30 protein-coding genes are annotated in these 26800 nt (G+C 68.3%); 25 read left to right on the top strand and 5 right to left on the bottom strand.

The genetic code is table 11. The features are described from left to right. Nucleotides 1–79: 79 nt before the first annotated feature. The 4 genes from NJE57_RS14495 to NJE57_RS14480 all read left to right on the top strand — a co-directional run bounded on the left by NJE57_RS14495 (nucleotide 80) and on the right by NJE57_RS14480 (nucleotide 2671). The gene (locus tag NJE57_RS14495; protein ID WP_319029226.1) at nucleotides 80–400 is read left to right on the top strand and encodes a WXG100 family type VII secretion target; all 321 of its coding nucleotides are present in this window, start codon (nucleotides 80–82) and stop codon (nucleotides 398–400) included. 29 nt (nucleotides 401–429) lie between these two features. Further along, nucleotides 430–723, top strand: a complete 294-nt coding sequence (locus NJE57_RS14490; protein WP_319029225.1) for a WXG100 family type VII secretion target — start codon at nucleotides 430–432, stop codon at nucleotides 721–723. 225 nt (nucleotides 724–948) lie between these two features. Next, on the top strand, nucleotides 949–2307 hold the full coding sequence (locus tag NJE57_RS14485) for an NAD-dependent succinate-semialdehyde dehydrogenase (protein ID WP_319029224.1): 1359 nt from the start codon (nucleotides 949–951) through the stop codon (nucleotides 2305–2307). Between the two features lie 97 nt (nucleotides 2308–2404). Continuing rightward, nucleotides 2405–2671 carry a hypothetical protein gene (locus tag NJE57_RS14480; RefSeq protein ID WP_319029223.1) on the top strand — a complete coding sequence of 89 codons (267 nt, stop codon included), beginning with the start codon at nucleotides 2405–2407 and terminating at the stop codon, nucleotides 2669–2671. Nucleotides 2672–2700: 29 nt separating this feature from the next. Here NJE57_RS14480 and NJE57_RS14475 read toward each other — a convergent pair whose 3' ends face one another. Beyond that, nucleotides 2701–3531 (bottom strand): CoA ester lyase, encoded by an 831-nt coding sequence (locus NJE57_RS14475; protein ID WP_319029222.1) that lies wholly within the window; start codon nucleotides 3529–3531, stop codon nucleotides 2701–2703. Nucleotides 3532–3660: 129 nt separating this feature from the next. Between NJE57_RS14475 and NJE57_RS14470 the strand changes: the two genes are divergently transcribed. The 15 genes from NJE57_RS14470 to NJE57_RS14400 all read left to right on the top strand — a co-directional run bounded on the left by NJE57_RS14470 (nucleotide 3661) and on the right by NJE57_RS14400 (nucleotide 20123). Beyond that, complete coding sequence (locus NJE57_RS14470) at nucleotides 3661–4545, top strand: AraC family transcriptional regulator (protein ID WP_319029221.1); 885 nt, start codon at nucleotides 3661–3663, stop codon at nucleotides 4543–4545. A gap of 133 nt (nucleotides 4546–4678) precedes the next feature. Continuing rightward, a complete protein-coding gene (locus NJE57_RS14465) occupies nucleotides 4679–5671 on the top strand; it encodes an ABC transporter substrate-binding protein (protein ID WP_319029220.1) in 993 nt (330 codons plus the stop codon). Nucleotides 5672–5714: 43 nt separating this feature from the next. Next, entirely contained in the window at nucleotides 5715–7223 is a 1509-nt protein-coding gene (locus tag NJE57_RS14460) for an ABC transporter ATP-binding protein (RefSeq protein WP_319029219.1), read from the top strand. Beyond that, entirely contained in the window at nucleotides 7220–9025 is a 1806-nt protein-coding gene (locus NJE57_RS14455) for an ABC transporter ATP-binding protein (protein WP_319029218.1), read from the top strand. The genes NJE57_RS14460 and NJE57_RS14455 overlap by 4 nt, the downstream gene beginning before the upstream one ends. Before the next feature lie 103 nt (nucleotides 9026–9128). Next, the gene (locus NJE57_RS14450; protein ID WP_319029217.1) at nucleotides 9129–10088 is read left to right on the top strand and encodes an ABC transporter substrate-binding protein; all 960 of its coding nucleotides are present in this window, start codon (nucleotides 9129–9131) and stop codon (nucleotides 10086–10088) included. A gap of 74 nt (nucleotides 10089–10162) precedes the next feature. Continuing rightward, nucleotides 10163–10930, top strand: coding sequence for a siderophore-interacting protein (locus NJE57_RS14445; protein ID WP_319029216.1), 768 nt, complete (start codon nucleotides 10163–10165; stop codon nucleotides 10928–10930). Nucleotides 10931–10944: 14 nt separating this feature from the next. Next, on the top strand, nucleotides 10945–12006 hold the full coding sequence (locus NJE57_RS14440) for a FecCD family ABC transporter permease (protein ID WP_319029215.1): 1062 nt from the start codon (nucleotides 10945–10947) through the stop codon (nucleotides 12004–12006). Continuing rightward, on the top strand, nucleotides 12003–13130 hold the full coding sequence (locus NJE57_RS14435) for a FecCD family ABC transporter permease (RefSeq protein WP_319029214.1): 1128 nt from the start codon (nucleotides 12003–12005) through the stop codon (nucleotides 13128–13130). Before NJE57_RS14440 ends, NJE57_RS14435 begins: the two co-directional genes overlap by 4 nt. Beyond that, entirely contained in the window at nucleotides 13127–13936 is an 810-nt protein-coding gene (locus NJE57_RS14430) for an ABC transporter ATP-binding protein (RefSeq protein WP_319029213.1), read from the top strand. Before NJE57_RS14435 ends, NJE57_RS14430 begins: the two co-directional genes overlap by 4 nt. Before the next feature lie 16 nt (nucleotides 13937–13952). Beyond that, entirely contained in the window at nucleotides 13953–14948 is a 996-nt protein-coding gene (locus NJE57_RS14425; protein ID WP_319029212.1) for an iron-siderophore ABC transporter substrate-binding protein, read from the top strand. 109 nt (nucleotides 14949–15057) lie between these two features. Then, nucleotides 15058–16053: an iron-siderophore ABC transporter substrate-binding protein gene (locus NJE57_RS14420; RefSeq protein ID WP_319029211.1), complete on the top strand. Its 996-nt coding sequence runs from the start codon at nucleotides 15058–15060 to the stop codon at nucleotides 16051–16053. A 137-nt stretch (nucleotides 16054–16190) separates the two neighbouring features. Then, nucleotides 16191–17075 (top strand): iron-siderophore ABC transporter substrate-binding protein, encoded by an 885-nt coding sequence (locus NJE57_RS14415; protein WP_319029210.1) that lies wholly within the window; start codon nucleotides 16191–16193, stop codon nucleotides 17073–17075. Nucleotides 17076–17087: 12 nt separating this feature from the next. After that, on the top strand, nucleotides 17088–18146 hold the full coding sequence (locus tag NJE57_RS14410; protein ID WP_319029208.1) for an ABC transporter substrate-binding protein: 1059 nt from the start codon (nucleotides 17088–17090) through the stop codon (nucleotides 18144–18146). Nucleotides 18147–18261: 115 nt separating this feature from the next. Beyond that, nucleotides 18262–19260 (top strand): ATP-binding cassette domain-containing protein, encoded by a 999-nt coding sequence (locus tag NJE57_RS14405; protein WP_319029206.1) that lies wholly within the window; start codon nucleotides 18262–18264, stop codon nucleotides 19258–19260. Beyond that, nucleotides 19257–20123: an ABC transporter permease gene (locus NJE57_RS14400; protein WP_319029204.1), complete on the top strand. Its 867-nt coding sequence runs from the start codon at nucleotides 19257–19259 to the stop codon at nucleotides 20121–20123. Before NJE57_RS14405 ends, NJE57_RS14400 begins: the two co-directional genes overlap by 4 nt. On the opposite strand, the gene NJE57_RS14395 is transcribed toward NJE57_RS14400, so the two are convergent. From NJE57_RS14395 to mftR, 4 genes are all read right to left on the bottom strand, one after another. Further along, nucleotides 20043–20435, bottom strand: a complete 393-nt coding sequence (locus NJE57_RS14395; protein WP_319029202.1) for a transcriptional regulator — start codon at nucleotides 20433–20435, stop codon at nucleotides 20043–20045. The genes NJE57_RS14400 and NJE57_RS14395 overlap by 81 nt on opposite strands. Next, complete coding sequence (locus NJE57_RS14390; RefSeq protein ID WP_319029200.1) at nucleotides 20432–20971, bottom strand: hypothetical protein; 540 nt, start codon at nucleotides 20969–20971, stop codon at nucleotides 20432–20434. Before NJE57_RS14390 ends, NJE57_RS14395 begins: the two co-directional genes overlap by 4 nt. A gap of 57 nt (nucleotides 20972–21028) precedes the next feature. Further along, nucleotides 21029–21538 (bottom strand): hotdog fold domain-containing protein, encoded by a 510-nt coding sequence (locus NJE57_RS14385; protein WP_319029199.1) that lies wholly within the window; start codon nucleotides 21536–21538, stop codon nucleotides 21029–21031. A gap of 82 nt (nucleotides 21539–21620) precedes the next feature. Next, on the bottom strand, nucleotides 21621–22217 hold the full coding sequence (mftR, locus tag NJE57_RS14380) for a mycofactocin system transcriptional regulator (protein WP_319029198.1): 597 nt from the start codon (nucleotides 22215–22217) through the stop codon (nucleotides 21621–21623). Nucleotides 22218–22327: 110 nt separating this feature from the next. Here mftR and mftA point away from each other — a divergent pair, with 110 nt between their 5' ends. The 6 genes from mftA to mftE all read left to right on the top strand — a co-directional run bounded on the left by mftA (nucleotide 22328) and on the right by mftE (nucleotide 26792). Further along, nucleotides 22328–22414 (top strand): mycofactocin precursor MftA, encoded by an 87-nt coding sequence (gene mftA, locus NJE57_RS14375; protein WP_067716580.1) that lies wholly within the window; start codon nucleotides 22328–22330, stop codon nucleotides 22412–22414. Nucleotide 22415: 1 nt separating this feature from the next. After that, a complete protein-coding gene (mftB, locus tag NJE57_RS14370; protein ID WP_319029197.1) occupies nucleotides 22416–22742 on the top strand; it encodes a mycofactocin biosynthesis chaperone MftB in 327 nt (108 codons plus the stop codon). Then, complete coding sequence (gene mftC, locus NJE57_RS14365; protein WP_319029196.1) at nucleotides 22739–23971, top strand: mycofactocin radical SAM maturase; 1233 nt, start codon at nucleotides 22739–22741, stop codon at nucleotides 23969–23971. Before mftB ends, mftC begins: the two co-directional genes overlap by 4 nt. A gap of 37 nt (nucleotides 23972–24008) precedes the next feature. Beyond that, on the top strand, nucleotides 24009–25232 hold the full coding sequence (mftD, locus tag NJE57_RS14360; protein WP_319029195.1) for a pre-mycofactocin synthase MftD: 1224 nt from the start codon (nucleotides 24009–24011) through the stop codon (nucleotides 25230–25232). Between the two features lie 64 nt (nucleotides 25233–25296). Continuing rightward, complete coding sequence (locus NJE57_RS14355) at nucleotides 25297–26112, top strand: mycofactocin-coupled SDR family oxidoreductase (RefSeq protein ID WP_319029194.1); 816 nt, start codon at nucleotides 25297–25299, stop codon at nucleotides 26110–26112. Further along, nucleotides 26109–26792 carry a mycofactocin biosynthesis peptidyl-dipeptidase MftE gene (gene mftE, locus NJE57_RS14350; RefSeq protein ID WP_319029353.1) on the top strand — a complete coding sequence of 228 codons (684 nt, stop codon included), beginning with the start codon at nucleotides 26109–26111 and terminating at the stop codon, nucleotides 26790–26792. The genes NJE57_RS14355 and mftE overlap by 4 nt, the downstream gene beginning before the upstream one ends. The last annotated feature ends 8 nt before the right edge of the window (nucleotides 26793–26800 follow it).

Raw genomic sequence — 26800 nt, 5'->3', positions numbered from 1 at the left:
CCGAACAGGGCTCCGGGTACGTCGAACACTGTGACGGACCCAGAAGGGGGATCCGCGCAGATCGCAAGGGGAGGACGAGATGGCCGGTTTCAACACCCACCTCGGGACCATGGACACCGCTGCCAGGCGGGTCGACGACGTCAACACAGAGATCGACCGACTGCTCGGGAACGTGCGGGATTCGGTGTCCCAGCTCGGGGGCTCGGTGTGGCGGGGCGCGGCCCAGGCGCGGTTCGCGACGATCATGTCCGAGTGGCAGCAGCAGAGCACCAAGCTCAACACCGCCCTTTCCGGGATCTCGGAGACGATGCGGACCAACAGCACATCCTTCGACGCAGCCGACCAGGACTCCGCGCAGGCGATCAGCAGGGTCGGCGCGGCCGGCCCACTGAACATCTGACCACCTATCTCAGCACCGGGAGAACTCTCATGACCTCAGGGCAGATCACCTACAACCACGGCCCGATCGAGGCGCTCGTCGGCCAGGTCGGCTCGGCGTCCACCGCGTTGCGGACCACCCTCGACGATCTCAAGGCCTACCTCGCGCCTCTCGTCGCCGAATGGGAAGGTGACGCCGCCGTCGCCTACCAGATGCACCAGAACGACTGGGACCAGGCGGCGGCCGCACTCCAGGCAATGCTCGAGGAGATCTCTCGCGCCGCGAGTCAGGGCAACCAGGGCATGGCCGATGCCGATCGCCGCGCCGCGCAGGGGTGGGGCTGACCCGTCTTCCCCGGGCACGCGACTGCCACGGCACATCGGGAACGACGACCCCGCTCCGTGACACACGGTGGGTGGGGTCGTCGTCCCTCGCTGGATGGGTCCTGCTGTCGACGCCACCGACCGGCCCCGCGGGTGCGACCGGATGCAGGCGAGGACAGGCTGTCCTACCGTCGCGAGCAGAGCCGGGTCGATCACCCGGCTGACGCGAACCACGGGAGGACCCACATGTACGTCACCCACGATCCGTCGACCGGCACCACCGACCGCGAGTACGACCAGACCGAGGATGTCGCCGGCATCCTGAGCACCGTCACCGAGGGGTTCACCACGTGGCGCGCCACCGACGTGGCGGAGCGGGCTCGGATCCTCCTGGCGGTCGCGGACGCCTTCGAGGAGCACGCGGAGGAACTGGCCAAGGCCATCACCACCGAGATGGGCAAGCTCCCCGGCCAGGCGCAGGGCGAGGTACAGCTCGCCGCGTCGATCTACCGGTGGTATGGCGAACACGGCCCGGCGCTGCTCGAGCCCGAGACCCTGGACGTGCCGGGCGCCCGCCTGAACCGCGTGACTACCGAGCCGATCGGTCCGCTCGTCGGCGTCATGCCGTGGAACTACCCCTACTACCAGGTGGCCCGCTTCGCCGCGCCCAACTTGCTCCTGGGCAACACCATCGTGCTCAAGCACGCGAGCATCTGTGCCCGCTCCTCCGCCGCTATCGAGAAGGTCCAGCGCGCGGCGGGGCTCCCCGAGGACGCCTACCTCAACGTCTACGCCTCCAGCGACACGGTGGCGCAGATGATCGCCGACCCCCGGGTCAAGGGCATCTCGCTCACCGGCAGTGAGGCCGCCGGCTCGGCCGTGGCCAAGGTGGCGGGGGAGCACCTCACCACCAGCGTGCTCGAACTCGGCGGCTCGGACCCGCTCATCGTCCTGGACACCGACAACCTGGACGAGCTGGTCGAGACCGTCGGCAAGGCCCGACTGTCCAACTGCGGCCAGGCCTGCAACTCGCCCAAGCGGATGTTCGTCCCATCCGAGTTCAAGGACGACTTCGTGGGCAAGCTGCGCGATCTGTACGAGGGAACCCAGGTCGGCCCGGCCGCCGACGAGGGGACCGGGCTCGGTCCGCTGTCCTCGGAGGACGCCCGAGACGGAGTGGTCGAACAGGTCGAACGCGCCGTCAAGCAGGGAGCCACGCTCGTGACCGGCGGCCGCGCGATCGACCGGCCGGGCGCGTTCATGGAGCCCACCGTCCTCACCGGCATCACTCCGGAGATGGACGCCTACACCGAGGAGATATTCGGCCCCGTGGCGATGGTGTACGGCTACGACTCCGTCGACGAGGCCGTGCGGGTCGCCAACGACACGCCCTTCGGCCTCTCCGGCTCGGTGTGGGGGACCGACACCGACAAGGCCTCCGAGGTGGCCGAGCGGCTCGAGGTGGGAATGGCCTACGTCAACGAGCACGGCACCACCATGGCCGGCCTGCCCTTCGGTGGCGTCAAGCGCTCCGGCTACGGACGCGAACTGGGCCGCTGGGGCCTGGGCGAATTCTCGAACGTGCGGCTGCAGCGCGTGCACTGAGAGCTCCTGCACCAGACAACTCCGGCCGGGGGCATTCATCGCCCCCGGCCGGAGTTCGTCCACCTACCCTCGGTGCGCGCCCCTCACGAAAGGACCGGTGGCACCTGCACTTCGAGGGCGTCGACGACGTCACGATGCTCGACGGCGGACCCCCGCCCGGAAGGTCGCCGGATACGAGGTCACCGACGTCGTCCCCGAGCCCACCCCGCGCACCTTCACCGGCACCCGCCGGCCCGAGCTGATCCGCTCCACCCAGGACATCGCCGAGGGGCTCGAGGACGAGCAGACCATGCTGGTCGACTCCATGACCGCCTGTGCCGGTAACCCGGAGCTCCCGCTGGTCACCGGCGACTCACCCCGCTGAGGCGGCCCGCCCGGCCCCCGAGGGGTGGGTCAGCGCGTGACGGCGTAGGCCTGCGCCAGATGCGCGATCTTCTGCGCGCGGGCCAGCCGCGGCAGGTCCGCGCCGTCGCGGCACCGCTCGCCCCCGGGGCCGAGCTCGTCGATCACGGACTCGGCCCACGAGACGTCGGCGGCGGAGGGGGACAGGACCTCGTTGATGTACGGGGCCTGATCCACCCGCAGGCACAGCTTGCCGGTCATGCCCATCTCGACCGCGTGCTCGGCGGCGTCCATGAGGACCTGGGTGTCGTTGGAGATGGTGGGGCCGTCGATCGGCGGTGCCACACGGGCGATCCGGCTGGCCACCACGAACTGCGAGCGGGTGTAGGCCAGCGCGATCTGTGACGACCCGATGCCGGTGTCGCGCCGGAAGTCGCCGACCCCGAACGCCAACCGGACCACCTGGTCGGTCTTGGCGATCTCCGCGGCCGCGGCCAGACCGTCGGCCGACTCCACCAACGCCACGATCGGGGTGTTCTCGGCCAGCCGGGCGGCCGTGAGTGAGATGTGCTCGGGATTCTCGGTCTTGGCCAGCATCACACCGTCGAGGCCGGGGCAGTGCCCGAGCGCCATGAGGTCCTTCTCCCACTCGGAGGAGCGGACGTCGTTGATCCGGATCCACGCGTGGTTGCCGGCCTCGAGCCACTGGCGGACCTCGCGACGCGCGCGCTCCTTCTCCGACTGGCGGCAGCCGTCCTCCACGTCGAGGACCACCACGTCCATCTCCGAGCTCACCGCGGCGTCGAAGCGCTCGGACTTGTCGGCGGGCAGGAGCAGCCACGACCGGGCGATCGTCGGCGGGATGGTCGACAAGGGGCTCATGGGTACCGGTCATCCTTTGTTCGGGAAACGGCTGTGCGCGGGCAGTGGACGTCGCGCCGCAACCTCCCCACGATACGCCGGGGATGACACGAGGTGCCAAGCGGGAAGCCGCTGTGACACCGTGGGACCGTGGATGTGGGGTTGGGACAGGCCTCGGCGCGGGACGACGGCAAGGGCTCGGCCGTGACGGAGTACTCGCCAACAACGGCCCTCGGGGCCATGGTGGCCCGGGCGATGGCCGCTGAGTCCGATATCCGTGATCCCATCCTGATCGCGAGCAACTGGATCGTGCCCGTTCCCGGTCAGGAATGGTCCGCACATCGACACCCCGAGCATGAGCTGCTGTGGGGGGTGGATGGCACCGTGACGGTCGATGTCGGCGACCATCGGTTCGTCGTGCCGCCTCGACATGGCCTATGGGTCCCGTGCGGCCTGGAGCACCGAGTGGTGAACCTGTCCGCGACACGGCTGACCTGTACGTGGCTGAGCCCCGAGTACACGCCGTGGTCGGGGCGCGAGACGCTCACCCTGCCACTGAGCACTCTGCTCCAGGAGGTGTTGGAGCATCTACGATTGCCCGACCAGATTCCTGAGGACGTGCACGAGGTCGTGCTCGCCACCAGGCGTAGAGCCGAGTTGTTCGCGTTCGATCTCCTCGACGGCGAACTCGATGCCGCGTGGTCCCTGCCTTTACCGACCACCCCGGCGCTGCGTGAACTGGCCGAGGCGATGCAGGAGGAGCCGGGCGGGGAGTGGTCGGTTGTGAACGCGGCGCGCTTCGCCCAGACGACAGAGCGCACTCTTCGCCGGCGTTTCGTCGCCGAGACGGGGATGGGATTCGCGCAGTGGCGACGCCGGTTGCGTGTGCACACCGCTATCGGGCAGTTGCGTGCGGGTGCCACCGTCGCAGGAGTCGCCCGGGGGCTGGGGTATCGCAGCGTGAGCGCCTTCACGCAGTCCTACCGAGAAGTCACGGGGCACACCCCCTCGGATCACGCCCGGCTCCTGTCGTAGCAACCGAAGAGACCAGTTGGCCGTTTTCCGCACATAGCTGGCCGACGAGCGTGGTCATGGGCGAGAAAACGGACAGCGAGACCTGCGAGACTTAGGGATGCAATACCTAACTAAGTTGCGTGGGAGAGGAAGTATGTCCGGCAGGTTCTCGGTCGCAGGATTCCTGCGTTCGTCCTCGGTGGCGGCTCTGGCCGTCGCGGTGTCGTTGGTGTCGGCCTGTTCGTCGGACACGGAATCGGCGGATGCCGGGGGCGAGACGCGTGTGGTCGAGACCTACTACGGCGAGGTGGAGGTACCCGGCGACCCGCAACGGATCGTCGGAGTGTCCTACGACACGCCGATGCAGATGATGTCACTGGGAGTGCCGCTCCTGGGCGCACAGGACTACAGCCGTAACCAACAGGAGTTCACAGCGGACCAGCGTGACTACCTCTCCGGTACCGAGCCGATCGGCGCGTTCGGTGAACTCGACTTCGAGGCGGTAGCCGCGCTCGAGCCGGATCTCATCGTCGGGGACGCCTACGAGATCGACGAGCAGGCCTACGAGCGGCTCGCCCTGATCGCACCGACCGCCATCGTGTTCGGGGAGAACCGAGGCGATTGGAAACCAGTAGTGGACGCTCTTGCTGACATCGTCGGCGCGGAGGAGTCCCTAGCCGAGGTCAGCGCAGCGTATGAGGCGAAGATTGCCGAAATGCGTGACACCTACGCCGACCAGCTGGACCGGCAGACCTTCGCGCTGGTCACGGTCGGAGTCCAGGAGGAGCAGTTCTCCGTGCAGTATCCCAACGGCGTCCCCGGAGATCTCTATCAGGACCTCGGCGTCACCTATGCGCCGAGCATCCCGGATGAGGAACCGGAGACCGGATTCGCCCCGTTCCCCTACGAGCAGATCCCGGAGATCCTCGGTCAGGCAGACGTCATCGTGTCCCCGACGCGGCCGGACGGCACCACCATCGAGGCGCTCGCGCCGCTCTTCGAACACCGATTGTTCCGGACACTCCCGAGCGTGGAAGCCGGCCACGCCTTCGAGCTGACGGCACCCAGCCGCCCACTCAACTACGTGCTCGCCACGCGATACCTCGACGCCCTCGGCGCACAGGTGCTCGCAGAGATTCCCGCATGACGCGGCGAACCCCGCCCTGTCCGGTCGTTCTCTCCTGCAGCAGATGACGACCTCGGCCCGCCGGATACTCCGAACCGGCATCGGTGCTGATCGCGGTCATCGTCGGCTGCTCGCCGCCGCCGCCACCGGTTTCAGCGTGCACCAGATCGCCGAGGTCGCCGTGCCCGTGTTGATCGGGGCGATCGTTCAGAGCACTGTCGCCAGGGGCTCATCGAGCGACCTGCTGACGTGGCTCGGCGTGCTCGCGCTCGTGTTTGGGATCCTCATCGCCGGGTGGCGCCTCGGGGTGCTCGCCTCCGTCACTCTCAGTACCGAGGTCGAGCACCGGTTGCGCGTCGGGCTGGTCGAGACCGGAGTGAGTTTCCGCTCGCGCTCCTCCGACAGTGGCCATTCCGTGTCGATCGCCACCCTCGATGTCGACAGGGTCGGTGTGCTGGCCATATCGGCACCGCGGGCGGTTGCCTCTCTCGTGGCGCTGGCGACATCCGTCCTCGTACTGGTTGTGATCTCGTGGCCCTTGGCGCTGATCGTCCTTGCCCTGGCACTGCTACAGGTGGTTCTGGTCAGCAAGCTCGGTCGGGTTCTGCAGCGACGGGTCGCCGCTGAACAACACGAGCTGGCGGAAGCGACGGCCACGGCCGCCGATCTGGTGGCCGGAATGCGCGTGTTGCGCGGCGTCGGCGCCACTGGGCACGCTGCCGACCGATACGCACTTACCAGCAGCCAAGCGCTCGACGCGGGGACGAGCCGCCTGCGAACCCAAGCGGGGTTGTCGGCGATCGGACGGGGAATCGCCGCGGCCGCCCTGATCGTGGTCGCCGTTGCTGCGGGAACCACCGCCTTCGCCGGTGGCATCACCGCCGGTGACCTGGTGACCGTTGTCGGGGTCGCCGCGATGCTTCCTATTCCGCTTGCCACCCTGGTCGACACCAGCGTCGACGTCGCCACCGCTCGGGCAGCGGCGGCCCGGATCGCGACCTCGATGTGGTTCGAGACGGCGCCCGAAGACGCGGCCGGCACCGTGCCGGAGTGCCTTGCTGTTCAGTTGGGCGACATCCCGGTAGAACTCTGTCCCGGTGAACTCGTCGGCGTCGACCTGGGCGGTGCCGGTCTGGTTCCGCTCCCCGATGATCTCCAGCGATCGCGCGCCGCCGTCTTCGCGCAGCCTGCTGTGGATCGGGTGTTCTCGGGCACAGTCGCCGACAATCTCTTCACCGACCAGATCGATGAGCAACTCCTCCTCGCGACAGCGGTGGACGATGTGCTGGAGCACTTGGACGCGGGGGTGGACACGCCCCTGGGGGAACAGGCGCGCATCCTCTCCGGTGGGCAACGCCAACGCATCCTGCTCGCCAGGGCCCTGCACCAGAGAAGGCCGTTCCTGATCCTGCGTGAACCGCTCTCCTCAGTGGACGTACTCACCGCAGACCGCATCATGGGGGCACTGGCGGAGCATGCGCACAGCAGTGGCTGCGGCATCCTCGTGGTCACTTCCCAGCCCCAGCTGCTCTCGCACTGCGACCGCGTCGCCCTAGGGGGGACTCCACAGTGAGTGCGCTGCCGGTCGCCACCGCCGCGCAGACCCGCCGAGAGGCCGCCCGGCAGCTGCGACCCCGCGCCTGGGCGCTCAGCGTGGCACTGCTGGTGTTGCTCGCCGCGTCCATCGGGCGGGTCGTCTCCTTGCTCGCGTTGGGCGGGATCGTGGATGCCGTCACTACACAGAACACGACGGCCTTCGCCTGGCTGTTGGCGCTGTTGACCACCTGCTCGGTGGCCGGAGTCGTTCTGGCCTGGCAGGGCACACGACTGCTGGGAACGGTGCTGCTCGAACGCACCGCACGACTGCGCGAGAGCGTCATGCGTGCCGCACTGACGAGCGACTCCTCACAGATCGAGGCTGCGGGCAGCGGAGACGTGGTCTCCCGAGTCTCCGAGGACACCGCGGCCGTTGGTAGTGCCGCTTCCAGGGTGCTACCCGTACTCGTCTCGGCAACCCTGACCACGGTGGTCACTCTCGCGGGCGTCGCAGTATTGGATCCCCGACTCGCGGCCGTCATGCTGATTGCCGTCCCCGTCCAGTTGCTCTCGTTGCGGCGCTTCCTGCGCCGCTCACGGCCGGTCTATCGACAGCTGAAGGCCAGCCAGAGCCAACGGTCACAGCACCTGGTGGAAGGCTTCGCCGGAGCGGAGAGCCTGCGGGCCCTCGGTGCCGAACCCGTTCTGTGCGAACGGTTCGCCCGGGCCTCACGCGCCGTCGTGGGCTATGAACGCCAGGCCGCCCGTGTGCGCACGGGCTTCCAAGCCGGACTCAACGTCGCCGAGTTGCTCGGACTGGGTGCAGTCCTCGCGGCCGGATTCCTGCTCGCCGGCGCTGACCTGGTCACCGCCGGTGCGGTGGCCGCAGCTGCCCTGGCCTTCCACAATCTCTTCGGCCCGATCGGAGTCCTGCTCTCCAGCGTGGACGAGCTCCAGAACGCTGCCGCGAGCCTCGCCCGACTCACCGGCGTCCTGGGTAGCGCCCCCGCTTCGGCATCGGCGAGCCGGCGCCGAGAAGGTGGCCGCCAGGAACGGATGCCGCAGGTCCGCCTGAGCGGAGTCAGCTTCTCCTATCCGGGACGCCGTGAGGTCCTCCACCACGTGGAACTCGACCTGGCGCCGGGGAGTACCACGACCGTGGTCGGTCTCAGCGGCGCCGGGAAGACCACGGTGGCCAAACTGGTCGCCGGGCTCCTCCGCCCCACCGAAGGTGACGTCCACCGCCCCGGCGACACCCGCGTGGCCATGGTCAGCCAGGAGATCCACGTTTTCCGTGGCACGGTATGGGACAACCTGCGCCTCGCCGCTCCACATGCCACGAAGCACGAGCTCGAACACGCCGCCATCGAGCTCGGCGCCACCTGGATCCACTCTCTGCCCGCCGCCGGGGACACCATCCTCGGCGACGGTGGGCATCCACTCCCCGCCGCTCACGCACAGCATCTGGCTCTGGTGAGGGCGCACCTGACGCGTCCCGGCCTCGTCGTCCTCGACGAGGCCACAGCCGAAGCAGGCAGCACCGACTCCCTGGTTCTCGATAAGTCTGTGGGTGCACTCGTCTCCAACCGCACCGCGCTCCTCGTTGCCCACCGGCTCGAACAGTGTCTCCTCGCCGACACTGTCGTCTACATGGAAGACGGGACCATCGCCGAGATCGGGACCCACGACGCTCTTCTCGACTCCGGCGGCAGCTACGCGGCTCTCTGGTGCCAGGGCGGATCCCCGAGGCTCACAGGGGCAGGGCCGACGCGGTCCGGACCGCTCTCACCATCACGTCCCCGTAGACCCCGCACCGTAGACAATTTTTATGAAGGGTAGGCTATCCTATGTTTGCTCCCAACTATTCTGGAGGTTCCGAGTGATCACGCAGGTCCGGCCACAAGACCATGTGAGTGCACGGCTCGATGTGCGGCAACTGTGCGTGCACCCTCGTCTCGACCTCACCCGCCGTCGGCTGCTCGGATTGGGAGCGGTCGGGGCGGTCGCGCTGGTGGCCGGATGCGGTCCGCGCGGAGAGAGGCCCGCGGCGTCGGCCGAGATGGTGGACTTCGACTACCTGGATTTCAGCGGATCCATACCCGCGAATCCGCAGCGTGTGGTGGTGATCGAGGGGAGAGCTGATCTGGAGTTCGCCCTGGAGGTGGGTTACCCCGTGGTCGCCTCGGGGTTCTACTTCGGACGGGAGGGCGCGCTGTTCGAGGAGCTCGGCGAGATGGTGCCGGAAGACCTTGAGACCTTCGAGTTCGCTGACAGCAACGAGGCGGACTTCGAGAAGATCGCGACCCTGGAGCCGGACCTGATCGTGATGAGGCAGAACGCCTACACCGGAGATTTCTACGGCAACGCCCGCCTCGGCGAGATCGCGCCGATCCTGGCGTTGGAGACGGGGATGCCCGGGTGGCAGGACCTCATGCGGGATCAGGCTCTACAGCTGAACAGGGTCGACCAGATCGCTGGCGAGATCGACCGCTACCGCGCCCTCGTCGACGAGATCAGGGGTCGTTCCGGGGATCGCCTCGCCGAGATGCGCCTCATCTGGGGCACGGCCCTCCCAGACGGGGGCATGTACGTCATAGTCAACGCCCTGGGCTACGAGGTGGCCGCGGATCTGGGAATCGATGTGCCGCTCTTCGATCCGCAGGAGACGGAGGAGACCTACTACGAGGTCTCCGCCGAGAATCTCGATGTGGTGGCCGATGCCAACACCCTGGCGATCTTCGCCTTCGAGGAGCGGCCCGCCCTCGGGGAGTCCGCAGCGTTCCAACGCCTTCCCGCGGCGCAGGCCGGACGCGTCTTCTCGGTCGATCTCACCCTGAACCAGGGGCTGGCCAGGGCCGCGTGCGCGATCGCTCGCCGTCTCGAAGAGATGGCGACCGAGTGATGGGCACACTCTCACCACCGACCCGGGCGCATCGTCCCGAGCCGCGCGGCAGCTATCGGGCCTTTGCTGTGACGGTGACGGAGGCGGTGTCGCTGACCCCGCGGATGCGCCGGATCACTCTTCGGGCGCCGGAGTTCACCGACTACGAACCAATTCGCCCGGATGACTTCTTCGCGCTGCTGATCCCCGGACTTGAAGGGCTCGCCCTCCCCGCCGGCGCACTAGTCGGTTCGTCACCGCGTGCAGCGGCGGAGCTCATCCCTGCCCGGTTCCGGCCCGAGTTGCGCTGGTACACCGTCCGCTCCCATCGGCCGGAGGCCGGTGAGATCGATGTCGATATAGTGCTGCACGGCGACGACGAGGCGTCGAGCGGGCCGGGCGGTCGATGGGCCGCCGCCGCCGGACCGGGCGACGTGGCGGGCTTCGTGGAGGGCAACGGCGTGTACAGCCCACCGGTGTCGGCGGGGCGCCAGCTGTTCTTCGCCGATGAGACCGCGCTGCCCGCGTTGTCGTCGATACTCGCCTCTGCGGAGCCGTCCCCCGGATGCCCGGCGCTCGGACGCGAGGCGACGGCGCATATCGAGGTGGAGCACGAGTCCGACATCCAGCCGATCGACACCGCGGCCACCGTGCACTGGCATGTCCGGGACGGACGCAGACCGGGGCTGGCGATCCCGCGAGTCCTCGACGGCATTCCGCCCGATGAGATCGGCTATGCGTGGGTCTGCGCGGAAGCCTCGCTGGTGCAGGAGACCCGCCGCTTCCTCATCGCGGAGGGCGGGGTCGCGAAGGAGCTGATCACGTTCAGCGGCTACTGGCGCCAGGGCGAGGCACGCACCTGACCATGAGTACAACCATGACGAAGGGCGCTGTCGTGCCCGCCCGCCCCCAGCGCGGCTCCCGCCGCGGCGTGGCGCGGACCGCTACGCGTCGGTCGGCCGGGCTGGTGGTCCTGCTCGCCGTCCTGGCCGTCGCCGTGCTGGTCAGTGTGGCGGTCGGCTCCAAGGACATCCCGTTGCCCACGGTGCTGGAAGCGTTCCGCGACTACGACGTCGGGCTGAACGAGCACTTCATCGTGTGGGAGATGCGCCTACCGCGAACCCTGACAGGTGTCGCGGTCGGATCCGGGCTCGCGGTGGCGGGTGCGCTCATTCAAGCTCTGACGCGCAACCCGCTCGCCGATCCGGGCATTCTGGGAGTGAACGCCGGAGCGGCGTTCTTCGTCGCCCTGGGCGTCGCAGTTCTCGGGGTGGCCTCGGTCAGCGGGTATGTGTGGTTCGCGTTCTTCGGGGCGCTGGTGGTCACGGTGGGGGTGTACCTGATCGGTTCGGCCGGCCGCGGCCCGGCGGATCCGGTGCGGCTCACCCTGGCAGGTGTGGCTCTCGGTGCGGTGCTCTCCGGCATCACCCTGGGCATGACGCTGCTGGACCCGGAGGCGTTCGACCAGATGCGGAACTGGAACGCCGGATCGATCGCCGGGCGCGGCTATGACGTGTTGTTGCCGGTGCTGCCGTTTCTGGTAGTCGGGGTGGTGCTGGCCATGGGTGCGGCGTCTTCGCTGAACGCGATCGCGCTCGGCGACGATCTCGCGACGTCCCTCGGGACGCGGGTGGTGTTCACTCGAACCACGGTGATCATCGCGGTGACGCTGCTCGCCGGCGGGGCGACGGCGATCGCGGGCCCCATCATGTTCGTGGGGTTGATGGTTCCGCATGTGGCCCGGTGGATCACCGGCCCAGAGCAGCGCTGGATCATCGCCTACTCGCTGGTCATGGGGCCGATCCTGGTGATCGTTTCCGACGTCCTCGGCCGCGTGGTGATCCGCCCCGGTGAACTGCCCGTCGGAATCGTCACCGCCTTCGTGGGTGCACCTGTCCTGATCGCCCTGATCCGACGCAAGAAGGCGAGCGGGCTATGAGCAGCGACACTGTCACCCGGGTCTCGACGAGCGGCACCGCCATCGAACCCCCCGGTGCCGATGGCGCGCTCGTCTCAGGTGCCCGGGTGGAGTTCGGGACCAGGCAGACGCAGTGGCGCCGTGGCCGATTCTCGGTCCGGTTCCCGGTCCGGGCGCTCCTCGTCTGCGCGGCGCTGGGGGTGCTGCTCGGCATCGGCGCGCTCGTCGGTCTCGCCGTGGGCAGCTACGCCATCGACATCGGCCAACTGTTCAGTGTGCTGGGTGGTGCCGACCAGACCTTCGCCCGCACAGTGGTGCTCGAGTGGCGGGCACCGCGAGTTCTGGCCGCTGTCGTGTTCGGCGCGGCTCTCGGCGCCTCCGGTGGCGTCTTCCAGGCCCTGACCCGCAACCCGTTGGCGAGCCCGGATGTCATCGGGTTCGCCACCGGCTCGTACACCGGGGCGATCATCGTGATCATCGTCCTCGGTGGCGGCTACACCCAGGTGGCCTCCGGGGCGCTGGTGGGCGGCATCGCCACCGCTGCGGTGGTCTATCTGTTGGCGTACCGGGGAGGGATCACCGGGTTCCGGTTCATCATCGTCGGCATCGGTGTGTCGGCGATGCTCACCGCGGTCAATACCTGGCTGCTGTTGCGGGCCGAGCTCGAGGTCGCGATGAGCGCCGCGGTGTGGGGTGCCGGGTCGTTGAACGGGATCACCTGGGAGCAGGCAGGTGTGGCCACCTGCGTCGTGATCGTGCTCGTGCTGGTGATCGGCCTGTTGGCTCGGCCGATGCAGCAGCTGCAGCTCGGTGACGATGCAGCCAAAGCCCTCGGCATCCGGGTGGAACCCTCTCGACTGGGTCTCATCATCGTGGGGGTGGCGTTGACGGCCGCCGTCACCGCCGCCGCCGGCCCGATCTCGTTCGTCGCCCTGGCCGCACCGCAGATCGCACGCCGTCTCACCCGCACGCCCGGGATCACCCTCTGGCCGGCCGCGGTCGTCGGCGCCGTCCTGCTGCTGGCCTCCGATCTGGTCGCCCAGCATGCGCTGCCCCAGCCGCTGCCGGTGGGGGTGGTGACCGTCGTCATCGGCGGCACCTACCTGATCTGGCTGCTGATCCACGAGATAAGGAAGCTCCCATGACCATCTCTCCGTTGTACGCCGACGACATCACGATCGGTTACGACAAACGGGTCATCTCCGCAGGATTGACGGTGTCGATCCCCGAGGACTCCTTCACGGTGATCATCGGCCCCAATGCGTGCGGCAAGTCCACTCTGCTGCGCGCCCTGTCTCGGCTGCTCGCACCCACCGGTGGGCAGGTGATCCTGGACGGACGCGAGATCAGTTCGTACAAAGCCAAGGAGGTCGGCCGGCGTCTGGGGCTGCTGCCGCAGAGCTCGCTCGCGCCGGATGGGATCACGGTCGCCGATCTCGTCGCCCGTGGCCGCAACCCGTACCAGGGGTTCCTGCGCCAGTGGTCGAGAGCGGATGAGGACGCGGTCGCCGGCGCACTGGCCGCCACTGAAACCACTGATCTGTCCGCACGTCTGGTGGACGAGCTCTCCGGCGGTCAGCGCCAGCGAGTCTGGGTTGCCCTGGTGTTGGCGCAACAGACCCCGTTGTTACTTCTGGACGAGCCCACGACGTTCCTGGACATCGCCCACCAGATCGACCTGATGGAGATGTTCACCGACCTGCACCACCAGGGCAGGACCCTGGTGGCGGTGCTGCACGACCTCAATCAAGCGGCCCGCTACGCCACCCACCTGATCGCGATGCGAGAGGGGGAGGTGATGGCCACCGGCGCCCCCGAGGACGTCCTCACGGAAGAACTCGTCGACGAGGTCTTCGGACTGCGCTGCCGAGTCGTCCCGGACCCCGTCGCTGGAACGCCACAGGTCATACCGCTCGGGCGTGACCGTCGAGGAAGCACCATCCACAAGTGAAGGAGCCCCGGACACTATGAGAACGACAACGCGCCGCACCGTCGGTGCTCTGCTCGCAACAGCACTCGCAATCGGAATGTCCGCCTGCGCCAGTTCCGCCGACCACTCCACACCCGGCGGGGACGCCGGAGCCGCCGGTGGCGGTTCAGCGTTCCCGACGACGGTGGAGCACGAGTTCGGAGAGACCACGATCGAGTCCGAACCTCAGCGCGTCGTGACGCTCGGATGGGGGGACGTCGACAACGCGATCGACCTCGGCGTCAACCCGGTCGCCTACACGCGCAGCGCACACTTCCCGGGCTTGCAACCGTGGGCCGAGGAGGTCGCCGGCGACATCGACGCGGTGGACCTCGGCACGGACAGCGAACTGGACTATGAGGAGATCGCGGCGTTGGAGCCGGACCTGATAGTCGATGTGCAGGGAGGGACGGACGACGACCAGTACGCGAGGCTCTCCTCCATCGCTCCCACGGTGGCCCGTCCGGCGGGAACGAATCCGTGGCAGGTGAGTCGCGCTGCGGCGACCAGGCAGATCGCTCAGGCACTGGGCCGGACCGAGGCGGGCGAGCAGCTGCTCGCCGAGCTGGACGAAGAGATCGCTCAGACCAAAGCCCGGTACCCGCACTTGGAGGGCAAGACGGGTAACGCCGTGCTCGTCTCCGATCAGACCACCTACTGGGCGTTCCACGACAGGGATGGTCGCGGGGAGTTCATCGAGACGATCGGGATGCGGATCCCCGAGGAGATCGGAGCCCGGGACGACGGATCCAGCTTCACCCTGCAGGTGTCGGCTGAGGAGGTCGAGATGCTCGACGGCGACGTGGTCCTGTTCCTGACCGATGACGAGAGCTTTGTGCCGAGCGAGAACAACGAGCTCTTCGAGCGCTTCGATGCGGAACTGTTGACCCTCACCCCGACAGAGCGCCAGGCCATCTCGGTCAATACCCCGTTGTCGATCGCCTACGCCCTCGACACCTTGGTTCCCCGGATCGCCGACGCGGTCCAGGACTGAACGCCGCGACGGTGGATCCCGATCAGATCGAAAGCGATCCCCGGACGACTGAGTATCTCGCCCGCTGCGGAACTTCTCGCATCCACACGCCATAGGAGCCCCGGACACTATGAGAACGACAACGCGCCGCACCGTCGGTGCCCTGCTCGCAACAGCACTTGCCGTCGGACTTTCCGCCTGTAGCTCGGGCGACGAACCCGACGGCGTTGAGAACGCCGGTGCCGCCGACAACGGCTCCGCGTTCCCGGTGACGGTGGAACACGAGTTCGGCCAGACCACGATCACGTCGGCACCGGAGCGGGTCGTCTCCATCGGCTGGGGAGATCTCGACCGCATCCTCGCCCTTGATGTGATACCGGTCGGCTACTACTCAGGTTTCGCTGATGGGGAGCTTCCGCCGTGGTCTGCAGAGCTCGTCGGTGACGCCGAGCCGATCGATCTCGGGGACACCACCGAGCTCGACTTCGAGGAGATCGCTGCCCTCGACCCCGATCTGATCATCGCCGTGAACGGAACAGGCGTCGACGAGGAGAGCTTCCAGATCCTCGACGCGATCGCGCCGACCGTGGCGCGACCAGCCGGGACGGGAGGATGGTCGGTCCCGCTGGCAGAGGGCACCCGCCAGGTCTCCACGGCGCTGGGCACCCCGGAAGCCGGTGAGACGCTGCTCGACGACCTCCAGCGAAAGCAGGAGTCGGTGCGGGAGGCGAACCCGGAACTTCAGGGAAAGCGCGGCGCCGCTGTGATCACCTACGACGGCAGCTCCTACTACGTCTTCAGGCCCCAAGACGGCCGGGGTGCGTTTCTGGAATCGATCGGGCTGGTCCTACCGGAACAGGTCAATGCCCCTGAGCTCGGCACAAAGCTGAGTCTTGAGCTCTCGCCGGAACAGGTCGACATCCTCGATGGAGACGTAGTGCTGTTCATGGCAGACGATCCCGACTACGACCCGGTTGCGGACAATCCGCTCTTCGAGCGCTTCGACGCGACCCTCCTGCCTGTTGCGGGGCTCGACCGGGAGGCCATCTCCCTCGGTACCCCGGCCTCACTGTCCTATGCCCTCGACAGCCTCGTTCCCCGCATTGCCGAGGCCGTCCAGAACTGAACGCCCCACATGCCACAGGAGAGTCCAACACTATGAGAACGACAACGCGCCGCACCGTCGGTGGCTTGCTTGCGTTAGCACTTGCGATCGGAGTGTCCGCCTGTGGTCCGGGCGCTGTGCCTGCGCCCGGAGGTGAGGTGGCTGGTGCCGGCGGCGGGTCAGCGTTTCCGGTGACGGTGGAGCACGAATTCGGTGAGACCACGGTCGAGTCCGAGCCTCAGCGGGTCGTGACGCTCGGGTGGGGGGACGTCGACAATGCGATCGCCCTCGGTGTGAACCCGGTCGGCTATACGCGCATGCCCGGTGTTGCGGGGCTGCATCCTTGGGCCGAGGACACCGCCGGTGAGATCGACGCGGCGGATCTTGGTTCAGCCATCGAACTGGACTATGAGGAGCTTGCGTCGTTGGAGCCGGATCTGATCGTCGATGTTCAGGGGGGCACGGACGCCGAGCAGTACTCGAGGTTGTCCTCGATCGCGCCCACGGTGGTTCGTCCGGCCGGAACGAACCCGTGGCAAGTGGATCGCGCAGTTGCGACCCGCCAGCTCGCCCGGGCTCTAGGTCGGGCAGAGGCTGGCGACGAGCTGCTCGCCGAGCTGGAGGAGCATGTCGCTCAAACCAAGGCCAGGTTCCCGCAGCTGGAGGGGAAGACCGGTGCCGTTGTTCGCTCTGATGGAGCCACTACAGCGGTCTACAACGACCGGGATGGCCGCGGACAGTTCATCGAGACGATCGGGATGCAGGCTCCCGAGGCGATCGGCTCCCGGGACGACGGCACCAGCTTCACCCTGGAGGTGTCAGCCGAGGAGGTAGAGCTGTTCGACGGCGACGTGGTCCTGTTCCTGACCGACGACGAGGACTTCGTGCCGAGCCACGACAACGAGCTCTTCGAGCGCTTCGATGCCGCACTGCTGATCGTGGACCCGAGAGAGCGCCAGGCCATCTCGGTCAACACCCCGTTGTCGATCGCCTACGCCCTCGACACCCTGGCTCCCCGCATCGCCGAGGCTGTCCAGAACTAAAACACCGCGGCGATGGATCCCGATCTGATCGTCGGCGGTGGCCGGAGTACCGAGCATCTCGACCGGTGCGGACGACTCGAAGATCATCCACGAACCACAGGAGACAAGAACCATATGGGAACAGTGACGAGCCGCACCGCCGGTGCCCTCCTCGCCGCCGCATTCGCCCTCGGACTCTCCGCCTGTAGCACCGGCGACGCGTCCACTTCCGGCGGAGCCGACGGCCAGAACACCATCGACTTCGAGTTCGAGGGGTACCGCGCGCAGCTCCCGGCCGACCCCGACAGAGTCGTCGTCCTGGACTCACGCACCGGACTGGAGTTCGCGCTTCTGGCTGAATGGCCGATCGCCGCCAGTGATTTCTCAGATGAGGGCGGGCCGATCGTGGATGCGCTTGCCGACGATGTTGCCCACCTGTCGGGAACACGCACGGAGCCCGACCTCGAAGAGGTCGCGAGCCACGACCCTGACCTGCTTGTCGTCAGCGAATCGTGGTGGAACTACTACCAGGACAACGACGTCCCCCTCGGGGACATCGCCCCGGTGTTCATCGTCGATGAGCCCGACGTCGGAGAGAAGTGGAAGGAGACCTTCGCCGGCAACATGAGCGTGGTCGACAAGAGCGACGAGGCCGAGGAACTGCTGGATCAGTATGACGCGACCGTCGCGGACCTCAGCCGAGAGCTACCAGCAGACGGGCAGGGGGTGACTCTCGCCTTTGCCACAGGGGAGATGACCGGAGCCGATGTCTCCCTCGGCCATGGCCCGTTGAACGTGTTCGTGGCCCGGGACCTCGGATTCGAGGTCGTCTCCAGCGATGACTTGCAGCCTTCGGATGGGTTCCTCCGCTCGTACAGTAGCGAGAACCTCGACGTCTTCGCCGATGCGGACTTCCTCTTCGTCGTCAACCTGGACGATGATCCGGTCTTCGAGTCCCAGGCGTGGCATCGTCTGCCCGCGGTCGAGGCGAACCGGGTGGCAGATATTCCCACCATGTACAACGCTGGGATGGTGCTGACCGCCGAGAGCCTGGCCCAGCACATGGCCGACGCCGTGAGCGCGGCGTACTAGTGGGGCACACCGGCAGGGCAGCGGGGCGCGTGCAAAGGACAGGAACAGTCCTCTGTGCGAGCACGGGGGCGGCGTGAGTATTGACTACCGATTCCGGTCGCGGCACTCTTTCCGGGTGAGTACAAGACCACCGTCCGATTCGCCGGCGATCGAGGCGGAACACCTCGTCAAGAAGTTCGGCGACTTCACCGCCGTCGACGACATCTCCTTCACCGTTCCCACCGGCTCGGTCCTGGGCCTGCTGGGCCCCAACGGGTCCGGCAAGACCACCACGATCCGCATGATGACGACGCTCAGCCCGCCCACCTCCGGCACGGCCAGAGTCGCCGGCCACGACGTCATGGGCGCCCCGGCAGACGTACGCAAGGCCATGGGGCTGACCGCACAGTCGGCCACCGTCGACGAGTTGCTCACGGGGCGCGAGAACCTGCGTCTGATCGGCGACCTGTACGGGCTGCCCAAGAAGGCGGTGAAGTCGCGCGCGGACGAGCTGCTCGAGAAGTTCTCCCTCGCCGACGCCGCGACCAAGGTGGCCAAGAGCTACTCGGGTGGCATGCGTCGCCGCCTCGACCTGGCCGCAAGCCTCGTCGCGGCCCCGCCGGTGTTGTTCCTCGACGAACCCACGACGGGGCTCGACCCCAGGTCCCGTAACGAACTGTGGGACGTCCTACGCGACCTCGTGCGGGACGGCACCACGCTCCTGCTGACCACCCAGTACCTCGACGAGGCCGACCAACTGGCCGACCGGGTGATCGTGATCGATCACGGCCGCGTGATCGCCGAAGGCACCCCGCTGCAGCTCAAGGACCGCTCCGGGGCGGCCAGCCTGGTCATCACCGTCTCGAGGGCGGACGACGTGGACGAGGCCGTCCGGGTACTCGACGGCCGGATCGGCGACCTGCACGTGGACCGTGACGCCCGCCGGCTGACCGCGGCCTCGGAGGGGGTCTCGGCGCTGGCGGGGATCGCCGCCGCGTTCACCGAGGCCGGGATCGAGCTCGACGACATCGGGCTGCAGCGCCCCAGCCTGGACGACGTCTTCCTGTCCCTGACCGGACGCAAGGCCGAGGACTCACGGGACGCTGACACCATCGAACAGGAGAACCGGGTATGAGCACCGTCGCCGACCCCACCCACACCTCCGCGACCCACGAGCGCTTCGCGATGCCGGTGCGCCCCGACGGGCCGACGTTCGGCCGCCAGATCTCCGCCCTGGTGCGCCGCAACCTCTTCCACATCCGCCGCCAGCCGGAGAACCTCGCGGACGTCACCATCCAGCCGGTGATGTTCGTCCTGCTGTTCGCGTACGTCTTCGGCGGCGCGATTGCCGTGGCCGGCGGCGTGAGCTATCGGGAATGGCTGCTCCCGGGGATCATGGCGCAGACCATGGCGTTCTCCTCGTTCGTCGTGGCCGCGGGGCTGTGCAACGACCTCAACAAGGGGATCATCGACCGCTTCCGGACCCTGCCCATCCAGCGCGCGTCCATCCTCATCGCGCGCAGCGCCTCCAGCCTCATCCACTCGTCGATCGGAGTGGTGGTCATGTCGCTGACGGGCCTGATCGTGGGGTGGCGGATCCGCAGCGGGATCCTCGACGCGCTGCTGGGCTACCTCATCCTCCTGGGCTTCGGCTTCGTCATGATCTGGATCGGGATCGTCGTGGGCTCCCGACTCAAGACCATCGAGGCGGTCAACGGTGTCATGTTCACCACGACCTTCCCCATCACGTTCGTCGCCAACACGTTCGCCCCGCCGGAATCGATGCCCGACTGGTTGCGGGTGATCGCCGAGTGGAACCCGATCTCCTCCGTGGTCCAGGCGATGCGCCAGCTCTGGGGCAACGCCCCCGCGGTCGGCCCGGAAGCGGCCCTGCCGCTGCAGTACCCGGTGCTGGCGTCACTGCTGTGGATCGTCGGACTGACCGTGGTGATCGCCCCGATCGCCGTCAAGGCCTTCGACGCCCGCACCCGCGACTGACGCGCCCTCCGCGGCTGCGGCGAGTTCGCGCAGCGCCTCGAGGTGTGCCGAGAACGCCGTGCGACCGTCCCGGGTCAGTGTCAGCCACGTCCGCGCGCGGCCGGTGTCCCCGGCGGCCTTGGACGTGCTCGCGTAGCCGGCGTCGGCGAGGACCTTGAACTGCTTGGACAAGACGGAGTCGGCGACGCCGAGTTCGTCGCGGACCGAACCGAACTCCATGGATTCCACGGGGGCGAGCAATGCGCAGATCCGCAGACGGTGGGGAGCGTGGATGATCTCGTCGAACCGTGCCGCCGGTCGTCTCCTCGTCATCGACGTGTCGGGGGGATCGTGGCGGCGCCGGAGCGGATCTCCGCGCGCATGGTGCTGTCGACCCGTCGGCCCAGGACGATCGTCGCGACGACGGTGACCACGGCGAGCAGGAGGGACAGCCACAGGGGGAATGCGTCGCCGGTGGCCAGAGGTATGAGCGAGGCGCACACCGCCATGCCGGCGATCACTCCGTACACCAACCACCACTTGCGGGAGGTGGGGCCGAGGTTGCGTGCGTCCACCCAGAGGCCGGTCACCCGCTGGTAGGCGGAGACCAACAGCCCGATGCCCGCGGCGCAGGCCAGCGCGATGGGCAGTCTCACCAGGTTCGGTAGGTCGAGGGCGCCCATGAGGACGATCGCGGCGACGATCGCCCCGAGTGCGGGGTGGTACCACCAGGGGGTGATCAGCCGGTCGGCCACCGAGTGGCGTGCCGCGTCAACGTCGGCGAGTGCGGTCGCCGGATCGTAGGAATCCGCGGGGTGCGACCCGCTCGGCTGCTCTGGCGAGGGCTGGGACGCACGTTCGTTTTCCATGACGGAAACAGTAGTTCCGCCGTTCTTTTTCCGCAACGGAAAGTCAGGGGCCGGGGGTCATCGCGTCTTCTTCCGGGGCGAGACCCGGATGGTGATGGACCCGACCACCGGTTCGACGCCGGCGTCGTCGACGAAGCGCAGCGGTACCTCGACGTCCCGGCCGCTGGTGATGGCCGCGAAGTCGGGGAGCTCGGTCCACTCGGCGGTGACGGTCAAGCCGCCGGTCGACATGGCCGGGTAGCGCACGTTCATGCCCACGGGGATCCACCGGTGGGTGGCCGGCACGGTCGCCTCGGCGAGCACGCCCATCGCCATTTCGGCCAGGTTCAAGGCGGCGATCACGTGGAAGGTGCCGATGTGGTTGCGGTTGCCCCACCAGCCCGGGCCGCGCACCTCGCACCGTCCGGGCCGCACGTCCACCACGTGCGGGAGAACGGTGCGGAAGTAGGGGGCCTTGAGGCTCACGGCCGCGCTGAACAGGCGCGAGCCGAAGGGCAGCCGGGTCGCCTTCTGCCAGAGGCGGAACGTCTGGGTGGGCGTCGGCTGGACGGGCGTGGTGTCGGTCATTCGGGAGATATTACTCCCCGGTAGGTTCCGGGTGTCGTGCACCACCGGATGCACCGCGGTGCCCACCGCCCGGCCGTCCGCCTCAGGCCAGGATGCACGTCCCCTGCCTGAGGAGTTCGTGGAGCCGGGCCTGGTCCGCGTGGGGCTCGCTCACCCAGCGCCGATAGGCCGAGATGGCGATCCCCAGTGCGGCATAGGCCGTGGCGGCGGGGATCAGGTCGTGCACGGCCTCCCCGCGGCGGGCGGCCACGAACTCGGCGACGGCGCGCCGCCAGTCGGCGTACATCAGCGTCGAGTGGGCCTGCAGTTCGTCCACTCCGAGCAGAAGGCCCATCCGCAGGCGGTGCACCTGCGTCTCGGAGTCGGGGAAGGTGTTGAACGCGACGAGTGAGTCCGCGAGAGCGTCCCGGAGTGGGGTGGTGGCGGGGATCTCGTTCAGCTCACGCCGCATCCCGTCGATCTGCACGTCGAACTCGCCCCACGCGATCGCGGCCTTTCCGGGGAAGTAGCGGAAAAGCGTCCGGCGGGAGATGTGCGCGGCCTCGGCGATCTGGTCGACGCTGGTCGACTCGTATCCCTGGCGTTCGAACAGGTCCAGTGCCACGGTCACGATCGAGGCCCGCGTCGTGGACGGGCGCCGCCCGGGGATGCGGCTGTCGTCCGGCTCGGTCGTCACCATGACAGAAAAGCCTAGAGGAGCAACCATTGCAATTGGCACCAAGTGCCAATATGATGCAGGTCTCACCTCGAGAGGTGAGACGTCCATCAGGTCTGAAGAGAGGAACCGCCGTGGAGAACACCCAGAACACCGAGGTAGTGCTGGAGGAGGCCCTCATCGAGGAGGTCTCGATCGACGGCATGTGCGGGGTCTACTGAGATGCAACCCGCTGCAGCGCCGGCCGGCGCCGGGCAGGACTCCGCGCCCGCGGCCTTCGATCTCGACGCCGGCTGGCGCCTGCACCCCGGGGTGGCACTGCGTCCCGAGCCGTTCGGGGCCCTGCTCTACCACTTCCACACCCGCAAGCTCAGCTTTCTCAAGTCGCCGACCATCGTCGAGGTGGTCCGCATCCTCGCCGATCACCCCACCGCCCGCGCCGCGTGCGCTGCCGCCGGGGTACCGATCGACGACCCCGGGACCGCCCGCCTGTACCTGCACGCGCTCGGGCAGCTCGCCGCCTCGCGCATGATCGAGGAGACCTCATGACCAGTACGCTCAGCCGCCCGGCGGCCCCCGCACCCGTCGGCCGACTCGTGGACCAGTTCGAGCGCGGGCTCGACGCCCCGATCTGTCTGACCTGGGAGCTCACCTACGCCTGCAACCTGGCCTGCGTGCACTGCCTGAGTTCGTCGGGCAAGCGGGATCCCCGCGAGCTGAGCACCGAGCAGTGCAAGGCGATCATCGACGAGCTGCAGAAGATGCAGGTCTTCTACGTCAACATCGGCGGTGGCGAGCCCACCGTCCGCCCCGACTTCTGGGAGCTCGTGGACTACGCCACGAGCCACCAGGTGGGCGTGAAGTTCTCCACCAACGGCGTGCGCATCGACGAGAAGGTGGCGCAGCGCCTGGCCGCCAGCGACTACGTGGACGTGCAGATCTCCCTGGACGGCGCCACGGCCGAGGTCAACGACGCGGTCCGCGGTCCGGGCTCGTTCGACATGGCGGTCCGTGCCCTGGAGAACCTCCAGAACGCCGGCTTCACCGACGCCAAGATCTCCGTGGTGGTCACGCGCGAGAACGTCACCCAGTTGGACGAGTTCAAGGCACTCGCAGACCGCTTCGACGCGACGCTGCGCATCACCCGCCTGCGTCCCTCGGGCCGCGGCGCCGACGTCTGGGACGACCTCCACCCGCTGCCCGAGCAGCAGAAGGACCTCTACGACTGGCTGGTCGAGCACGGCTCCAACGTGCTGACGGGGGACAGCTTCTTCCACCTGTCGGCCTTCGGCGACGGCCAGGGTTCGCTGCCCGGCCTCAACCTCTGCGGCGCCGGGCGCGTGGTGTGCCTGATCGATCCGATCGGCGACGTCTACGCCTGCCCGTTCGCGATCCACGAGGAGTTCCTCGCCGGCAACATCGTCTCGGACGGTGGCTTCGAGACCGTCTGGCAGACCTCGGAGCTCTTCCGCGAGCTGCGCGAGCCGCAGTCGGCCGGGGCCTGCGCGTCCTGCGATTTCTACGACAGCTGCCGCGGCGGGTGCATGGCGGCCAAGTTCTTCACCGGTCTGCCCATGGACGGGCCGGACCCCGAGTGCGTCCAGGGGTACGGCGAGGGACTGCTCGCGGCCGAGCGCAACATCCCCTCGCCGTCACAGGACCACTCCCGCGTCAAGGGCCTGGCCGCGCGCAAGCAGCCCACCGGGCCCGTCCCGCTGACCCTCGTCACCACCCCGCCGCGCAGGCCCACCAGCCTGTGCGACGAGTCCCCGGTCTGACCCGACCGTCCCGATCTCCCAGAAGGAGCCATCTCCAGTGTCCCGCCTGTCGAAAATCGCCGAGGCCAACCCCTGGCGCACCAACCCCTGGTTCGAGTCGGTCGCCGAGGCCCAGCGTCGTGCCAAGAAGAAGCTGCCCCGGAGCGTCTACATGGCGCTGGTGGCGGGCAGTGAAGAGGGCGTGACGATCGACGACAACACCGCCGCGTTCGCCGAGCTGGGCCCCAAGCCGCACGTGATCGGCGCCAAGGCCGAGCGGGACATGGCCACCACGGTGATGGGTCAGCCCATCAGTATGCCGGTGATGATCTCGCCGACCGGGGTGCAGGCCGTGACCCCTGACGGCGAGGTCGACGTGGCCCGAGCGGCCGCCGCCCGCGGTACCGCGATGGGGTTGTCCTCGTTCGCCTCCAAGCCGATCGAAGAGGTGATCGCGGCCAATCCGCAGACCTTCTTCCAGGTGTACTGGCTGGGCGGCAAGGAGCAGGTCCTCCAGCGCCTCGAGCGGGCCAAGGCCGCCGGTGCCGCGGGCGTCATCCTCACGACCGATTGGTCGTTCTCCATGGGCCGCGACTGGGGCAGCCCGACCATCCCGGAGAAGCTCGACGCCAAGGCCATGCTCACGCTGGCCCCGGAGATCGCGGTGCGTCCGCGCTGGGCCGCGGAGTGGGCCCGGGACGTCGTCGTCAACAAGCGCTTCCCCGACCTCACCACGCCCAACCTGGTCCCCCCGGGCGAGATGGGCCCCACCTTCTTCGGCGCATACGGCGAGTGGATGGGGACCCCGCCGGCCACGTGGGAGGACATCGCCTGGGTCGTGGACAACTTCGACGGCCCGGTGATGCTCAAGGGCATCACCCGCATCGACGACGCCAAGCGGGCGGTCGACGCCGGAGTAGCCGCGATCTCGGTCTCCAACCACGGTGGCAACAACCTCGACGGCACGCCCGCGTCGATCCGCTGCCTCGGACCGATCGTCGACGCCGTCGACGGCAGGGTCGAGGTGCTCATGGACGGCGGCGTCCGCCGCGGGTCGGACGTGGCCAAGGCGCTCGCGCTGGGCGCCCGCGCCGTGATGATCGGCCGCGCGTACCTGTGGGGCCTGGGCGCCAACGGCCAGGCCGGTGTGGAGAACGTGCTGGACATCCTGCGCTCGGGCCTGGACTCCAGCCTGATCGGCCTGAGCAAGTCATCGATCTCCGAACTCGGCAGGGACGACTACGTGATCCCCGACGACTTCATGCGTCGCCTGGGAGAGTGACCTCCGGGGCCGCCCGTCCGGGCGCCGCGTCTGTGCACCTGTAGAGAAGAGGGAAGCCGAGTCAATGGGAGAATTCGACGACAAGGTCGTCTACATCACCGGTATCGCCCGCGGTCAGGGCCGCAAGCACGCCATCCGCTTCGCTCGCGAGGGCGCCAAGGTCATCGGCATGGATCTGTGCGCCTCGCCGTCGGACCACGTCGGCTACAAGGCCGCCACCGAGGACGATCTCGCGCAGACGGTGGAGAAGGTCAGGGCCGAGGGCGGGGAGATCCTCGCCGAGGTCGGAGACGTCCGCGACCTGGCCTTCCAACAGGATCTGGTCACGCGTGGCGTCGCGCAGTTCGGTGGCCGTCTCGACGTGGTGATCGCCAACGCCGGCATCTGCAACTGGGGCAAGGTCTGGGAGATCGACGAGCAGCAGTGGCAGGACACGATCGACATCAACCTCACCGGGTACTGGAAGACCCTCAAGGCCACCATCCCGCACATGCTGGCAGCGGACAACGGTGGGTCGATCGTCCTGGTGAGCTCGGTGGCGGGACTCAAGGCCATGCCGGTGCAGTCGCCCTACTCGGCGTCCAAGTACGGCGTGGTGGGTCTGGCACAGACCACCGCGAAAGAGTTGGGTGAGCACGGGATCCGGGTCAACACGATCCACCCCTACGGTGTGCTGACCCCGATGGGGGCCGAGGACCCGGCCGCGCACGACGTGTTCAGCAACATGCCCCAGTTCCTGCCGCACTTCACGCCGATCCTGGGCATGGGCATGGCCACGACGGACGACATCTCCGACTCGGTGCTGTTCCTGGCATCGGACTCCTCCCGCACCATCACCGCGTCGACCTTCACCGTCGACATGGGCGCGATCAAGGTCTGACGATCGAGCCAGTCCTGGCGGTGCTGCCGCTCGGCGCCACCGAGCAGCACGGCGCGCACCTGCCCACACAGACGGACACCCTGCTGGCGGTGGCGACAGCACGCGGCCTCGAGGCTGCACGCGGCCTCGTGGTCGCGGATGCCCACGTGCTCCCCGCTCTCGCCTACGGTGCGAGCGGGGAGCACCAGTCGTTCCCCGGCACGGTGTCCCTCGGCACAGAGGCGCTGGAGCACGCGGTGGTCGAGCTCGGCCGGTCGGTGTCCACCTGGGCCACCCGTCTCCTGGTGGTCAACGGCCACGGCGGCAACGTCGACGCGCTGCGCCGCGCCATCCCGAGGTTGCGCGTCGAGGGCCGCGACGCCGCGTGGCTGCCGTGTCGGACGTCCGAGGACCCCGCCGACTCCCACGCCGGTCACGCCGAGACCTCGCTGATGCTGCACCTGCACCCCGAGCTGGTCCACATGGAGCGCGCGGCCGCGGGGTGCACGCGCCCCCTGGCGGAGATCCTGCCGGCCCTGCGCGCCGGCGGCGTGGCCGCGGTGAGCCCGTCCGGGGTCCTGGGCGATCCCACCACGGCCACCGCCGCCGAGGGCCGCAGGCTGTGGGAGGAACTCCTGACCGATGCCGGGGGCCGTCTCGCGCGGTGGCAGCCGGGCGGGTCCGACGGGATGCTGCGATGACGGTGATG

The organism is Dietzia sp. PP-33 (assembly GCF_033790845.1).
GTDB lineage: Bacteria > Actinomycetota > Actinomycetes > Mycobacteriales > Mycobacteriaceae > Dietzia.
This window is presented reverse-complemented; position numbering and strand designations above follow the sequence as displayed.

Coding starts and splice junctions, on each gene's coding strand:
- NJE57_RS14495 (WP_319029226.1), top strand. CDS start 80: ATGGCCGGTTTCAACACCCACCTCGGGACCATGGACACCGCTGCCAGG.
- NJE57_RS14490 (WP_319029225.1), top strand. CDS start 430: ATGACCTCAGGGCAGATCACCTACAACCACGGCCCGATCGAGGCGCTC.
- NJE57_RS14485 (WP_319029224.1), top strand. CDS start 949: ATGTACGTCACCCACGATCCGTCGACCGGCACCACCGACCGCGAGTAC.
- NJE57_RS14475 (WP_319029222.1), bottom strand. CDS start 3,531: ATGAGCCCCTTGTCGACCATCCCGCCGACGATCGCCCGGTCGTGGCTG.
- NJE57_RS14465 (WP_319029220.1), top strand. CDS start 4,679: ATGTCCGGCAGGTTCTCGGTCGCAGGATTCCTGCGTTCGTCCTCGGTG.
- NJE57_RS14460 (WP_319029219.1), top strand. CDS start 5,715: ATGACGACCTCGGCCCGCCGGATACTCCGAACCGGCATCGGTGCTGAT.
- NJE57_RS14440 (WP_319029215.1), top strand. CDS start 10,945: ATGACGAAGGGCGCTGTCGTGCCCGCCCGCCCCCAGCGCGGCTCCCGC.
- NJE57_RS14435 (WP_319029214.1), top strand. CDS start 12,003: ATGAGCAGCGACACTGTCACCCGGGTCTCGACGAGCGGCACCGCCATC.
- NJE57_RS14430 (WP_319029213.1), top strand. CDS start 13,127: ATGACCATCTCTCCGTTGTACGCCGACGACATCACGATCGGTTACGAC.
- NJE57_RS14425 (WP_319029212.1), top strand. CDS start 13,953: ATGAGAACGACAACGCGCCGCACCGTCGGTGCTCTGCTCGCAACAGCA.
- NJE57_RS14420 (WP_319029211.1), top strand. CDS start 15,058: ATGAGAACGACAACGCGCCGCACCGTCGGTGCCCTGCTCGCAACAGCA.
- NJE57_RS14410 (WP_319029208.1), top strand. CDS start 17,088: ATGGATCCCGATCTGATCGTCGGCGGTGGCCGGAGTACCGAGCATCTC.
- NJE57_RS14400 (WP_319029204.1), top strand. CDS start 19,257: ATGAGCACCGTCGCCGACCCCACCCACACCTCCGCGACCCACGAGCGC.
- NJE57_RS14395 (WP_319029202.1), bottom strand. CDS start 20,435: ATGACGAGGAGACGACCGGCGGCACGGTTCGACGAGATCATCCACGCT.
- NJE57_RS14390 (WP_319029200.1), bottom strand. CDS start 20,971: ATGGAAAACGAACGTGCGTCCCAGCCCTCGCCAGAGCAGCCGAGCGGG.
- NJE57_RS14385 (WP_319029199.1), bottom strand. CDS start 21,538: ATGACCGACACCACGCCCGTCCAGCCGACGCCCACCCAGACGTTCCGC.
- mftR (WP_319029198.1), bottom strand. CDS start 22,217: ATGGTGACGACCGAGCCGGACGACAGCCGCATCCCCGGGCGGCGCCCG.
- mftB (WP_319029197.1), top strand. CDS start 22,416: ATGCAACCCGCTGCAGCGCCGGCCGGCGCCGGGCAGGACTCCGCGCCC.
- mftC (WP_319029196.1), top strand. CDS start 22,739: ATGACCAGTACGCTCAGCCGCCCGGCGGCCCCCGCACCCGTCGGCCGA.
- NJE57_RS14355 (WP_319029194.1), top strand. CDS start 25,297: ATGGGAGAATTCGACGACAAGGTCGTCTACATCACCGGTATCGCCCGC.